Source organism: Rhodanobacter ginsenosidimutans (genome assembly GCF_042655685.1).
Taxonomy (GTDB): Bacteria; Pseudomonadota; Gammaproteobacteria; order Xanthomonadales; family Rhodanobacteraceae; genus Rhodanobacter; species Rhodanobacter ginsenosidimutans.
Genome location: NZ_JBHSMM010000001.1, coordinates 1,742,242 through 1,755,889, shown reverse-complemented (window position 1 = coordinate 1,755,889; position 13,648 = coordinate 1,742,242). Strand labels below are relative to the sequence as shown.

The window sequence follows — 13,648 nt, the reverse complement described above, 5'->3', positions numbered from 1 at the left end:
AGTCGCTCCTACAGTCGCTCCCTGTCACTGCCATTTCGCCGCGCCACGCATTGCGCCATCATCCCCAGTATCTCCTCGCGGAGCGCTGCCATGACCACGCTTGTGTTCGTCCACGGCTGGAGCGTCACCAATACCTCGACCTACGGGCAACTGCCGCGGCAGTTGCAGCAGCAGGCCGCCGCGGCCGGGATGCCATTGACGCTGGCGGATATCTGGCTCTCGGAATACGTGAGTTTCGACGACGCGGTGACCATGGCCGACCTGGTGCGCGCGTTCGACCACGCACTGCGCGACCTGCACCTGCTGGACGCAAGCATTGCCTGCATCACCCACTCCACCGGCGGCCCGGTGGTGCGCGAATGGCTGCGTGCGCAGCGCGACAAGCCCGGCAGCCACAGCACCATCAAGCTGAGCCACCTGGTGATGTTGGCGCCGGCGAACTACAGCTCAGCCTTGGCGCAGTTGGGAAAAGGCACGTTGGGCAAGCTGAAATCGTGGTGGAACGGGGTGGAACCGGGCCAGCGCATCCTGGACTGGCTGGCGCTCGGCAGCGATGCGTCGCTGTCGCTGAATCTGGATTACATCCATGGCGCCGATCCCACCAGCGCGGGCCAGTACCTGTTCGTGCTGACCGGCGACCGCCCCGACCGCGCGTTCTACGATCACCTCAACAGCTACACCGGCGAGGACGGTTCCGACGGCGTGGTGCGCATCGCCGCCGCCAACCTCAACGCGCGCCACGCGGTGCTGGCGTCCGACGGCAAGGTCGCCACGCTGGACACCCTGGCGCTGAACCTGCAGCGTGGTCCGCGCTGCGCGTTCAAGCTGATCGCCGGCGCATCGCACTCCGGCGATGACCACGGGATCATGGCCAGTGCCGCGCCCGCCACCGTGAACGCGATCCTGCGCTGCCTGCAGGTGCACAGCGCCGCCACGTACGCCGCGCTGTGCACCGCGTTCGAGCAGGAGAACGACGCACGCGATGCCGACAAGGTGGAATTGGAGCCCGCCGGCCCGTTCGCCCCGCGCGTGCACATCCACGACCCGCGCAGCCTGCTGATCCTGCGTCTTTCCGACGAAGCCGGCGAGCCGCTGCCGGAGGCGGGCTTCCTGTTCACCGCCGGACCACAGGCCAGCCCCGACCTGATGCCCGACGGCTTCATTATCGACCGCCAGGCCAATACGAAGACCCACGCGGTATCGCTTTACCTCAACCACAAGCTGCTGGCCGGCGATGACCGCGTGGCCGATCCGCGCAACAGCCGCAAGACCTTGCGCGCGGCAGTGGCCAGCCATCGCCCGTACGGGGCAAGAGTGCAGCCGGCCGATCTCGCCGGGCTGGTCCACCATGCGCTGGCGCAAAGCGCGCCGGCCGACGACCTGTTCAACATGTTGGGCGCGCACCAGACCACGGTGCTGGACGTGGTGCTGCCGCGGCACGTGCATGAGGGCGTGTTCCGCCTGACCCGCGACCTCGCACCACACGACTTCCACAACCCTGTACCCGGCCCGCTCATCAGCTGAGGAGCCTCAGCTGCCGTTGTGGTTTTTGGCCTATGATCGCGCTCGCTCCGCCCGGTCGAAACGTGCCCCGCACGCTGTCCGCGGGTGGCCCCATCGAAAGCGCACATGCAAAAGAAACCCGTCTTTTTCGACCCCACCGGCCGCCGCGCCGTTCGGGTTTCGCTGCTGGTGCTGCTGGCCGGCGTCATCAGTACCTTGTTCGTGGTGGCCTGCGCCGTCAGCCTGTTCGTGGGGCCGACCATGGGCGGCCTGCATATCGGCGAGCATGTCCGCACGCGCCACGCGCTGGCCAACGTCAAGGCCGCTGCACCGGAACTGCTGAAGCCCGCCGCGAAACTGGCCGCCGAGGTGCGCGCCCGCCAGAAACAGCTGCACGCGCCGCACACCCACGCCAGCAAGGCGCCCGCCACCCATGTGCCGCCGCTTTCGCTGGACAAACCCGCCGACCGGCCGTTGGCGATCGGCTTCTACGTCAACTGGGACGACAACAGCTACGCCTCGCTGAAGCGCAGCCTGCCGCAACTGGATTGGGTGATCCCGTCGTGGATGAGCCTCAGCGGCAAGGACATGGCGCTGCACACCAGCATCGACGCCAAGGCGATCAACCTGATTCGCCAACAGAAGCCTTCTACCCCGATCTTGCCGCTGCTGCAGAACGCGGTGGACGCCAACTGGGACGGCCCGGGGCTGGCCCGCATGCTGGCCGACCCGGCGTTGCGGCAGGCGCGTATCGCGCAGATCGTGGCGTTCCTCGCGGCCAACCATTTCCAGGGCGTGACGGTCGACTTCGAGGAAGTGCCCGATACCGCGCAGAGCGACCTGAAGACCTTCCTCGGCGAACTCAACGACGCGTTCGACCCGCATGGCTGGGGCATCGTGCTGTCGGTGCCGTTCGACGACGCCGACTGGGACTACGCCGGCTATGCCGACATCGTCGACTTCGTGGTGCTGATGGCCTATGACGAACACTGGGCCGGCAAGACCCCGGGCAGCATCGCCGGTCAGCAGTGGTTCGAGGACACGCTCGAAAAACGCATGAAGGACCTGGACCCCGCGCAGACCATCGTGGCGATCGGCAGCTACGGTTACGACTGGTCGCACGGCAACAATGCCGAAGCGCTGACCTTCCAGGATGCGATGGACCGCGCGTCGGACGCGCAGGCCGACGTCAGCTTCGACCCCGACACGCAGAACCCGCACTTCTCCTACGACGAAGACGACGGCAGCACCCACCAGGTCTGGTTTCTCGACGGCGTCACCGCGTACAACCAGATCCACGCCGCCGACGAGTACAAGCCCTATGGCTACGCCCTGTGGCGTCTCGGCTCGGAAGACCCGTCGGTGTGGTCGGTGCTCGATCGCCGCTATGGCGCACCGGCGCCCGATCAACTGCGCTCGATCGGCGCGGGCGAGGACATCGACATCGAAGGCCAGGGCGAAGTGCTGGAGATCGCCTCGCAGCCATCGCCCGGCGCGCGCACGATCGAGGTCGACAAGGACGATGGCAGCATCGACGACGAAAGTTACGCCAGCCTGCCCAGCTCATACGTGATCCAGCGCGCCGGCACGCTGCCACGCAAGATCGCGTTGACCTTCGACGATGGCCCGGACCCGGAGTGGACGCCGCAGATCCTCGACATCCTCAAGGCCAGGCATGTGCCGGCCACGTTCTTCATCATCGGCGAGAACGCCGAGATGTCGCCGAAGCTGGTGCAGCGCGAAGTTGCCGAAGGCCACGATGTCGGCAACCACACCTTCACCCACCCCAACCTCGGCGAGAGTCCCGCCGGCATCGTGTCGCTGGAGCTCAACGCCACCCAGCGGCTGTTCGAGGCGCTCACCGGGCACTCGATGCGCCTGTTCCGCGCGCCCTACTTCGGCGACGCCGAACCGACCACCGCCGACGAACTGGTGCCGATCCAGATCGCGCAGAAAATGGGCTACCTCTCGGTGGGCCTGCATGTGGATGCCGAAGACTGGCAGCGCCCCGGCATCGATGCGATCGTGAAGAACGTGGTCGCCGGCATCGAAACCACCAACGTCGACCGCAAGGGCCAGGTCGTGCTGCTGCACGATGGCGGTGGCGAGCGCTCGCAAACCGTGGCCGCGCTGCCGCGCATCATCGACGGCCTGCGCGCGCAGGGTTATGAGTTCGTCACCGTCTCCGCGCTGGCCGGGCTGACCCAGGCGCAGACCATGCCCGCGATCCAGCCCGGCTCGGTGTCGCAATGGGCCGACCGCATGGTGTTCCTGGGGCTGGGCTTTTTCGGCCACTTCATCCGCTGGCTGCTGACCACGGCGATCACGCTCGGCGTGGCGCGGCTGCTGATACTGGGCGGCCTGGCCCTGCTCAACCGCCGCCGCGAAAAGCGGCGCAGCGTGCCAGTGCTCGGCGCCGAGCCGCCGTTGGTGTCGGTACTGATCCCGGCCTACAACGAGGAAAAGGTGATCGCCAGCTCGATCCGGCAGATCCTCCGCAGCCACTACGCCAACCTCGAAGTCATCGTGGTCGACGACGGCTCGATCGACGCCACCTCCGCCGTGGTGCGCCAGCACTACGCCGACGAGCCGCGCGTGCGCCTGATCACCATCCCCAACGGCGGCAAGGCGCACGCCGTCAACACCGCATTGCGCGAATCCCGCGGCACCGTGGTGGTGGCGCTGGATGCGGACACCCAGTTCGAACCGGACACCATCCCGCGTCTGGTGCGCTGGTTCGCCAATCCAAAGGTCGGCGCCGTGGCCGGCAATGCCAAGGTCGGCAACCGGATCAACCTGATCACCTTGTGGCAGGCGCTGGAATACATCACCGCGCAGAACCTGGAACGCCGCGCGCTGGCCGCGCTGGGCGCGATCACCGTGGTGCCCGGCGCCGTCGGCGCGTGGCGTCGCGAAGCACTGGAACAACTCGGTGGCTTCCCCGCCGACACCCTGGCCGAGGATCAGGACCTGACCATCGCGGTGCAGAAAGCCGGCTACACCACCTTGTTCGATGCCGACGCCATCGCCTGGACCGAAGCGCCCGACACCGCCCGCGGCCTCGCACGCCAGCGCTTCCGCTGGTCGTATGGCACGCTGCAATGCCTGTGGAAACACCGCGACGCCACCTTCAACCCGCGCCACGGTTCACTGGGCACGGTGGCGCTGCCGCAGGTGTGGCTGTTCCAGATCCTGTTCTCGGTGGTCTCGCCACTGGTCGACCTGGTGCTGGTCTGGCAGATCGTGGCCACCACACTGGATTACCTGCAACACCGCGGTCAGTTCGACGACACTAACCTGATCCGCATGCTGGTGTTCTACGCCGCCTTCATGGCCGTCGACCTCGCCGCCTCGGCCCTCGCCTTCGCGATGGAGAAGAAGGAAAAATGGAGCCTGCTGTGGTGGCTGGTACTGCAACGCTTCGGCTACCGCCAGCTGATGTATTACGTGGTGGTGCGCTCCGTCTGGACGGCCATCAAGGGCCCGTCAGTGGGCTGGGGCAAGCAGGAGCGCAAGGCCACGGTGAATGCCGGAGCACAAAGCCCGTAGGAGCGCACCCTGTGCGCGATAGCCTTGCGCGAGTGCCGGGTATTGCAGAAACAAAAGCCAACACACCACGGCCCTGCAGGCTCAACCGCGCACCCGCATCGTCAGCCCCTTCAGGAAATTGCGCAGCAACTGGTCGCCGCACAGCTTGAAGTTCTTGTGGTCGCTCTGGCGGAACAGTGCGCTCAGCTCGGGCTTGGACACCGGCATGCCGGCGCTCTCCAGAATCTGGTGCATGTCCACGTCCTTCAGCTCGAAGGCGACGCGCAGTTTTTTCAGCACCACGTTGTTGGTGACGCGCTTCTCCGGCGGCCGCGGCGGCTGGCTTTCGTCGCGGCCGCGGCGTTGCACGACCAGACCGTCCAGGAACAGCACGAGTACCTGGTTGCTGCATTCCTCGTAGCCGGGCTCGCCTTCCTTCTTCAGGTACGCCTGCACCTGCTCCCGCTCCAGTTCCACCGTCGGGTCGGCCAGGTTCACGAGTTGCGCCACTTTCGCGTCGCTGAGATCGAGCATGTAGCGGATGGCGCGCAGTACATCGTTGTTGATCATGGGATCGCCGGGGTTTGCGGGGACGCCATGCTACCGCGACCGGGCTCGGCATGGGCCTGCCGCCGACCATTCGGCCGCCCAAAAGGATCACCGATGCACCTCATTCCATGCACACACGAAGCGGCGAATGCACGATGATCGGTGGAATGCCGGCGGCGGTTTGCCCGGCCCACCCCTGGAATACTGCTGATGAAACTCGTGCGTTATGGCAACCCCGGTCACGAAAAGCCCGGCATGCTGGATACCGAAGGCCGCCTGCGCGACCTTTCCGCCGCCGTGACGGATATCGATGCCGCCGTATTGAGCCGCCACGGCCTGCGCCAGATGGGCGCGCTGGATCCCGAGCGGTTGCCGCTGGTCGAGGGTTCACCCCGTTACGGCACGCCGGTGGCGCAAGTGGGCAAGATGATCTGCGTAGGCCTGAACTACGCCGACCATGCGGCCGAAAGCGGTGCCAAGGTGCCCGAGCAGCCGGTGCTTTTCATGAAGGCCACCAGTGCCATCATCGGCCCCAACGACGATGTGATCCTTCCGCGCGGCTCGGTAAAGGCCGACTGGGAAGTGGAGCTGGGCATCGTGATCGGCGACATGGCGCGCGACGTATCCATCGACGATGCGCTGAACCACGTGGCTGGCTACACGGTGGTCAACGACCTCTCCGAGCGCGAGTTCCAGCTGGAGCACGGCGGCCAGTGGGTGAAGGGCAAGAGCTGCGACACCTTCGGCCCGATCGGCCCCTGGCTGGTCACCGCCGACGAAGTGGCGGACCCGCAGAACCTGGCGCTGTGGCTGGAGGTCAACGGCCACCGCTACCAGGACGCCAGCACGCGCACGATGGTGTTCGGCGTGGCGCATCTGGTGAGCTACATCAGCCGCTACATGACGCTGCTGCCCGGCGACGTGATCAGCTCGGGCACCCCGGCCGGCGTGGGTCTTGGCTTGAAGCCGCCCACCTACCTGCGCGCCGGCGACGTGATCGAGCTGGGCGTGGAAGGCCTGGGGCAACAACGCCAGCAGGTGCTGGCTCATCCCGCCGACCGTTGAAACGCGCCTCCCCGTTCCGTGGCGACGGACACGGGGCTGACGATCACTTCGGCGCCGACGCGTCGTCCACCACGGGTGCGACGTCCAGCGCCGTGCTTTGCGGCGTATTCCAGCCCAACGCGTTGTAGACGTAATAGCGCGCGATACCCGCGTACTCGTGCAGCGCCAGATCCGTCAGCACCAGGTTGCTGGCGCTGGGCCACAGGCTGAAGGTGGCGGCGAGGTAATCGGCGCGGACCGGGGTTGGGTGGATGCCGAAATGCGCGAAGTACAGCAAACCGCGCTGCAGGTGGAAGCCCGACGTCACCAGCCAGATGCGTTGCGCACCCATCGTTTGCAACAACGGACGGCTGAATTGCGCGTTCTGCCAGGTGTTGCGGCTGCGCGATTCCAGTTTCAGATCCGCCACCGGCACGCCGAGTCGTTGCAGCACCGCGCCGTAGGTCACCGCCAGCGGCGTACCCAGCAGCGAAGGGTCGCCGCCGGTCACCAGCACGGTGCAGCGCCGCGCCGCGCTGGTGCACTCGCGATACATCGTGGCGGCCTGCACGATGCGGCCGTAAGCGGCGAAACCGGGCTCCACCGGTTCGTCCGGAACCGGCACCGCGCCCGAGGTCAACAGCACGATCGCATTGTCGGACGCCCATGCCGGTGCCGGTCGCACCACGTACGGCGCCTGCAATCGCTGCAGCAGGAGCATCGGCAACAAACCGCTTCCGGCCAGCAGAAACAGGATCAGCGCCAGCGCGAATACCACGCGGCTGCAGCCACGCCAGCGGACCCAACGCAAGACGCAGGCAAGCACCAGCGCAACGGCAAGAGCAGTGAAGATCATGGCGACCAGCAGCAATCCATCAGCGTCCGATTGTAGGGAAGCCGCGCGCGTACGGCGATCCATCGTCTGCCGCTACGACCCATGACGCGAAATGCATGCGCGACAATAGGCGGATGAGCGAAGCCCTTCACGCCCTCACCGAGCGCTGCCGCCACAGCGAGGAGATCAGGAAAAGCCGCTTCCTGGCCCAGGCCGCGCCCGTGGCCACGGCGGCGCAGGCACTGGATTTCCTGCGCGAGGCGAGCGATCCGGTCGCCACGCACAATTGCTGGGCCTACCGGATTGGGCAGGAATACCGCTTCAACGATGACGGCGAACCCGGCGGCACCGCGGGCCGGCCGATCCTGCAAGCCATCGAGGGCCAGGGCATCGACAACGTGATGGTCGTGGTCACCCGCTGGTTCGGCGGCACCAAGCTGGGCGCGGGTGGCCTGGTGCGCGCCTACGGTGGCACGGCCGCCGAATGCCTGCGGCTGGCACCACGCCAACCCATCGTGGCGATGGCGCGGCTCGGGCTGCATTGCGACTTCGCCGAGCTGGCCCTGCTGAAGGCGCGCCTGAAGGAACTGCAGGCCGAAGTCGAACAGGAAACCTTCGGCGCGGACGGCGTGACCCTGCAACTGCGCCTACCGGACAGCCACGTCGCCGAAGCGCAGGCCCGCATCAACGACATCACTCGCGGCCGCAGCACGGCGAAGCGCCTTGATTAAGACGGGCACTCCTGCTTTTACGAATTCCCAATCCCCAATCCCGCCTCAACCAATTGAATCAACGCCCACACGCCCCACTTCAATGACGGCGTGCCCGGCACGCATCGCCTCCAGCCACTGCGAGATTCCATGAGCGACGCCGCCGAAACGCCGAAACCCTCCCGCCGCATCGGCGCGCTGCGCGAGCTGTGGCCCTTCATCAAACCGCACAGGGCATTGGCGTTCGGCTGGCTGTTGTTCCTGGCGCTGTCGTCGGGCGCGTCGCTGGTATTGCCGATGGCGTTCCGCCACATCATCGACCAGGGTTTCGGCAACTCCAGCCTGGCGGTGATCAACGAAACCTTCCTGGCCATGTTCGGCGTGGCACTGGTGCTGGCCTTCGCCACCGCCGCGCGCTATTTCTGCATCACCCTGCTCAGCGAGCGCGCACTGGCTTCGCTGCGCGATGCGCTGTACGCCCATGTGATCCGCCTGGACGTGAGCTTCTTCGAGAAAGCCCGCGTGGGCGAACTCACCTCGCGCCTCAGCGCCGACACAGAGGTAGTGCAGGCGCTGGTCGGCTCGGGCGTGTCGGTGGCGCTGCGCAGCGCGGTGATGCTGGTGGGCGCCGCGGTGGCGATGGTGTGGACCGCGCCGTCGCTGGCCGGACTGACCGCGCTGGTGATTCCCGCGGTGATGCTGCCGATCCTGGTATTCGGTCGCCGCGTGCAGAAGCTGTCGCGCGCCAGCCAGGATCGCCTGGCCGACGCCGCCGCCATCGCCAACGAAACGCTGAATGCCTCCACGGCGGTGAAGGCGTACGCGCGCGAGACGATCGAAAGTCACCGCTACTCCAGCGCCATCTTCCGCGCACTGGCCACCGCGCGCCGACGCATCGGCATGCGTGCGCTGCTGACGTTGTCGGTGATCGTGCTGGTATTCGGTGCCATCACCCTGGTGCTGTGGGCCGGTGCCCGCCACGTGCTGGCCGGCACGCTGGATGCCGGTGTGCTGGGCCAGTTCGTGCTGTACGCGATCTTCGCGGCCGGCTCGGTGGCCGGCTTGTCGGAAGTGTGGGGCGACGTGCTGCGTGCCGCCGGCGCGATGGAACGCATCGGCGAGCTGCTGGCCGAGCGCCCCGGCGTCACCGCGCCCGAGCAGCCGCTGGCCCTGCCCAGCCCCATGCGCGGCACGCTGCAGTTCGACGACGTCACCTTCCACTACCCCACCCGGCCCAACGCCGCGGCGCTGGAAAATTTCACGCTGGACGTGCAGCCCGGCGAAACCGTGGCCCTGGTCGGTCCCTCGGGCGCCGGCAAGAGCACCGTGTTCGCCATGCTGCTGCGCTTCTACGATCCGCAATCGGGCACGGTGAAGATCGACGGCATCGACCTGCGCGCGCTGGCCCTGCCCGACCTGCGCGGCGCCATTGCGCTGGTGCCGCAGGAAACCGTGATCTTCAGCGGCAGCGCCGCCGACAACATCCGTTTCGGTCGCCAGGATGCCGGCGATACGGAAGTCGTCGAAGCCGCCAGGGCGGCCGAAGCGCATGAGTTCATCAGCGCGCTGGACAATGGCTACGACGCCGAGATGGGCGAGCGCGGCGTACGCCTCTCCGGCGGCCAGCGCCAGCGCGTGGCCATCGCCCGCGCGATCCTGCGCGACGCGCCGCTGCTGTTGCTGGACGAAGCCACCTCGGCGCTGGATGCGCAATCCGAAGCGGCGATCCAGCAGGCACTGGAGCGACTGGAAAAAGGCCGCACCACCCTTGTCATCGCCCATCGCCTGGCCACCGTGCAACGCGCCGATCGCATCGTGGTGATGGACGGCGGCCGCATCGTGGCGCAAGGCACGCACGAAAGCCTGCTGGCCGAAGGCGGTTTGTATGCGGAGCTGGCGCGGCTGCAATTTGTGGCATGAGCCCGCGCAACCTGCCGACCGAAGCGTCACGCGGCGCGGCTGACGCCAGCCATTGATGTTGTCGCCGGGCCCGCCGTCACCGATCTTCCGCACGGTGGCAAACCGCCTCGACCTTGTTGCCTTCGGGATCCAGCAGGAACGCGCCGAAGTATGTCTCGTGGTAATGCGCACGGAGGCCCGGAGCGCCGCCGTCGTCTCCGCCGTGACGAAGGCCGGCCTCATGGAAGGCGCGCACCTGCGCGCGGCTGGCCGCCTTGAAACACCAGTGACGGCGAGGGTCGGCCGCAGCGTTTTCCGAGGCGTAGACCGCCAGACAGGTGTGCGAGTCTTCGGCGGCACTGCAGCGGACACCGTACCCCAGCGCATCCTCGCGATCGTAGACCTTGGCGGCGTCCAGGGCGCCCATGATGGCGTCGTAGAACGGGCGACAACGCGCCAAATCCCTGACCGTGATGGAGACGTGGTCGAGCAAAAACATGGTTGCCCCCGCTTGCGCTGAAGCGGTGCAGTGTGCCACTCCCGCTCCACGCATCGCCAGTCGGCCTTCAGCCCGCCGCAGCCCTGCGGCCGGGAACGCGCAACGCGTTGGTGGAAGCAGCGTCGCGATATCCTCGTGCGCTGACCCATCACCCGCGACCGCCATGTCCATCGTCCTCACCCCGTTCGCCCGCACCCGCCTGTTTCCGCGCGACCGCCGCCCCAGCGCCATCCAGGATTGCAGCGCCGAGGCGTTCGAACGACACCTCAACAACGAACCGCCACTGAAGGTGCTGGATGGCTACGCGCCGTTCTGCAAGCTGCACGTGCACCGCAACTGGACCAGCACGCGCTGCACCGCCACGCCCATCACCGATGCGAACCGCCATCAGCTCCACTCGGCCTACGAGGCACGCAGCCGCGATGAATTGCCGGTTCTGGTGCGCTGGTTCGAAGGCATCGATCCACCCGTCGCCAACTACCTGCTGCCGATCCTTTACAGCCGCGAACAACTGGCGAAGGAAGGCGCGCCCATCGACGCCGACTGGGGCGTGGTCGGCTGCCTCTACACCGCCGAGCCGGAAGAGATTCCGATGGTGCCGATCACCATGCTGCGCAATGCGCTCGGCGTGGCCGAGGGCGGTTCCGGCGTACCGCTCGATCGCGAGGCGTATCGACGTGCGGTGGCGTTCTGGGATGCACACGCGAACTGGCGTGGGTGAACCCCCGGACGTGGCGACGGTTTTGGACGTATTTACTGCCCAAACCGTTCGCGTCGGGTATCCAATCGTGGGATACACCACGATTTCGCCATTGAGCTCATGCGTTGAACTATCTGTTCCCGATAACGTCGTAACGCGAAGTATCGATATTGTTTATGATGCGGGAGAGGGGAATTCCATTACAGTCGAAATCGGTGCAACGACCCATGAAGACTTGCACGGCCGCGTGCCGCACGTGTAACGCCAATTCACCCCCTCATCGCGGCTTGACCCCGGCTTTCATCCGCTGATGCATTAGAAAATTGAACTCAGGGTGTTTCAATTTGCATTCGCTAGATGCAGTTCCATGTCCATAGGAATCGGAGGATATACAGTGCTCAAGACCAAAATCGTTCTAGTACTCGCAGCAGTTTCCGTGACAGTTGGATGTTCGCCCAAATATCAGGTCAAGCTTGATTCGAAACCGCAAAGCGCCAGGGTCGTCTGCAATGGGGCCGATCAGGGCTATGCGCCAGTAACGTTGCCTTACAACACCGTCCCACACGAGACCTATGTCGATGCGAGCAACTGCAACGCCGTCTGGTCCAGCGGAGTCAAGGCAACCTACCCTGCAAAGGTGGAGGTCTCCTCCGGAGGCCAGGCCGAGTTCACGCTGGTGAGGCCGGAGGGTCCAGGTTCCGAGAAGGATGAGAAGTTCAATCGGAAAATCCAGGCGATAAAAAGGGAAACCAAACGAACCCCGGGCATGGATCCGAAGCCCATGAAGGAACATCCACGCCCAATGATGTGTTCTTCGGTAGGCGGCCAGGAAACCTGTTTGTAATCCGCCGCAGGTTGAATTTCGGCGGTGGACATATCGTTCACGCGGGGACTGGCTATTCGTTCAGAACGGACGACCAGTCCCCGTTGACGCCAGACTCCCTCCCGAGTCACGTCGTCAGGTTTCAGTGCGCCACCCGCTTTCCCTCCGCATCCACCGATTCCTTGACGGCCGCCACGAAGGCACGCCGCGCCGCGACCAGCGCATCCGATGTCGCGTGCGGCCAGGCACCCACCTGGGCGATCACCAGCTGGCGCGCGGGATCGACGTAGATCATCTGGCCGAAGATGCCGATGGCGGCATAGCTGCCGTCGGTATCCGTCCACCACAGATAACCGTAGCCACGGTCCGGCGCGTCGACGCTGGCCTGGCGTTGCAATGCGCCCTTGAGCCAGGCCAACGCCACCACCGGCTTGCCGTCGACGCGACCGCCGTCGAGCATGAATTGGCCCAGCCGCGCGTAATCGCCCAACGTGGCCGACAGGCCGCTGCCGCCGGTATCGCTGCCATCGCATTCGTCCTTGATCCAGGTGGCGTCCGACGCCATGCCGTACGGTTTCCAGATCGTCTGCGACAGGTACGCCGCCAGCGAACGATGCGTGGCCCGCTGCACCAGGATGCCGAGCAGGTCGGTTTCGGCGGTGTTGTAGTTCCAGTGCGTGCCGGCGGGCCATTGCCGTGGCTGCTTGCGCAGGTACGACAGCACATGCGCCTGGCCGTCGACGCAGGCGCCGAGGTACATCTGCGCCACATCCGATTTGGGGTCCGCGTAATCCTCGTCCCACTGCACGCCGGAGGTCATCGTCAGTAACTGCTGCACGGTGACGTCGGCGTAGGCGCTGTCGCGCAGCTCCGGAATATAGGTGCCCAGCGTGTCGTGCAGGCTGTGGATTTCGCCGCGCTGGAGCGCGATGCCCAGCAAGGCGGAGGTGACCGACTTGGCCACCGAAAACGACTCCCACCGCTGCTGCGGCCCGAAGCCCAACGCGTAACGCTCGAGGCGAACGCGTCCGTGCTGCAGCACCATCACGCCGGCAAGATGGTGCTGCTCCATGTAACTCGCCAGCGACGTGGATCCACCGAGCGGCAAAGGCTTGCCCGATGGCAGTTCGTGGACATGCGTGCCGCGCGGCGCAAGGTCGCTGGGAAACAGCGTGGCCATCTGGCGGAATTGCGCCTCGCGCTGCGCCTGCGGCCAGAACAGCACCTGCTCGCGCTGCTGGCCGATGGTGGGGGTCGCCGGCCCGGCCGCTGCCGATGGCAACGAGACGGTCAGGCCAAGGGCGGCGACGAGCAGGCGGACACTGATGACACGGTACATGGCGATACGGCCGGAGCGATGGCGGGGCCGTCATTTTACCGGCCAGCACCGCATGGATATGTCCAACATGTTTTGCGCCTATCTTGAAGCGCTGAACAGGGACATCAGGCGGCTGTAGGTTCGCGGGAAGGTTCCGGCTTCACATCCAGACGACGTTGGCGCGGCCGCCTTCACGCTGCATTGCGCACAAGATGGTTCGATCAAGTCATTGCGGAGCAG

Annotated in this window: 11 protein-coding genes; 7 read left to right on the top strand and 4 right to left on the bottom strand. The window is 66.1% G+C overall.

The features are described from left to right. Nucleotides 1-90: 90 nt before the first annotated feature. Both ACFPK0_RS07690 and ACFPK0_RS07685 read left to right on the top strand, forming a co-directional pair. On the top strand, nucleotides 91-1,524 hold the full coding sequence (locus tag ACFPK0_RS07690) for a lipase family protein (RefSeq protein WP_377339543.1): 1,434 nt from the start codon (nucleotides 91-93) through the stop codon (nucleotides 1,522-1,524). Nucleotides 1,525-1,629: 105 nt separating this feature from the next. Then, entirely contained in the window at nucleotides 1,630-5,052 is a 3,423-nt protein-coding gene (locus ACFPK0_RS07685; RefSeq protein ID WP_377339541.1) for a trifunctional glycoside hydrolase family 18/polysaccharide deacetylase/glycosyltransferase family 2 protein, read from the top strand. Between the two features lie 81 nt (nucleotides 5,053-5,133). Here the strand turns inward: ACFPK0_RS07685 and ACFPK0_RS07680 are convergent, their stop codons facing one another. Continuing rightward, the gene (locus ACFPK0_RS07680) at nucleotides 5,134-5,601 is read right to left on the bottom strand and encodes a YehS family protein (protein WP_056079580.1); all 468 of its coding nucleotides are present in this window, start codon (nucleotides 5,599-5,601) and stop codon (nucleotides 5,134-5,136) included. Between the two features lie 189 nt (nucleotides 5,602-5,790). Between ACFPK0_RS07680 and ACFPK0_RS07675 the strand changes: the two genes are divergently transcribed. Then, entirely contained in the window at nucleotides 5,791-6,645 is an 855-nt protein-coding gene (locus ACFPK0_RS07675; RefSeq protein ID WP_377339539.1) for a fumarylacetoacetate hydrolase family protein, read from the top strand. Nucleotides 6,646-6,688: 43 nt separating this feature from the next. Here the strand turns inward: ACFPK0_RS07675 and ACFPK0_RS07670 are convergent, their stop codons facing one another. Then, complete coding sequence (locus ACFPK0_RS07670; RefSeq protein ID WP_377339537.1) at nucleotides 6,689-7,480, bottom strand: YdcF family protein; 792 nt, start codon at nucleotides 7,478-7,480, stop codon at nucleotides 6,689-6,691. 113 nt (nucleotides 7,481-7,593) lie between these two features. On the opposite strand from ACFPK0_RS07670, the gene ACFPK0_RS07665 reads away from it, so the two are divergent. Both ACFPK0_RS07665 and ACFPK0_RS07660 read left to right on the top strand, forming a co-directional pair. Continuing rightward, entirely contained in the window at nucleotides 7,594-8,190 is a 597-nt protein-coding gene (locus tag ACFPK0_RS07665) for an IMPACT family protein (RefSeq protein WP_377339535.1), read from the top strand. 129 nt (nucleotides 8,191-8,319) lie between these two features. Beyond that, nucleotides 8,320-10,089 (top strand): ABC transporter transmembrane domain-containing protein, encoded by a 1,770-nt coding sequence (locus ACFPK0_RS07660; RefSeq protein ID WP_056079589.1) that lies wholly within the window; start codon nucleotides 8,320-8,322, stop codon nucleotides 10,087-10,089. A gap of 76 nt (nucleotides 10,090-10,165) precedes the next feature. On the opposite strand, the gene ACFPK0_RS07655 is transcribed toward ACFPK0_RS07660, so the two are convergent. Then, nucleotides 10,166-10,567 (bottom strand): VOC family protein, encoded by a 402-nt coding sequence (locus tag ACFPK0_RS07655; RefSeq protein ID WP_056079592.1) that lies wholly within the window; start codon nucleotides 10,565-10,567, stop codon nucleotides 10,166-10,168. A 163-nt stretch (nucleotides 10,568-10,730) separates the two neighbouring features. On the opposite strand from ACFPK0_RS07655, the gene ACFPK0_RS07650 reads away from it, so the two are divergent. Continuing rightward, nucleotides 10,731-11,288, top strand: a complete 558-nt coding sequence (locus ACFPK0_RS07650) for a DUF3228 family protein (protein WP_377339532.1) — start codon at nucleotides 10,731-10,733, stop codon at nucleotides 11,286-11,288. 373 nt (nucleotides 11,289-11,661) lie between these two features. Further along, nucleotides 11,662-12,111: a hypothetical protein gene (locus ACFPK0_RS07645; RefSeq protein ID WP_156458337.1), complete on the top strand. Its 450-nt coding sequence runs from the start codon at nucleotides 11,662-11,664 to the stop codon at nucleotides 12,109-12,111. A gap of 121 nt (nucleotides 12,112-12,232) precedes the next feature. Here the strand turns inward: ACFPK0_RS07645 and ACFPK0_RS07640 are convergent, their stop codons facing one another. Continuing rightward, the gene (locus ACFPK0_RS07640; RefSeq protein WP_377339529.1) at nucleotides 12,233-13,429 is read right to left on the bottom strand and encodes a serine hydrolase domain-containing protein; all 1,197 of its coding nucleotides are present in this window, start codon (nucleotides 13,427-13,429) and stop codon (nucleotides 12,233-12,235) included. Nucleotides 13,430-13,648: the final 219 nt, after the last annotated feature.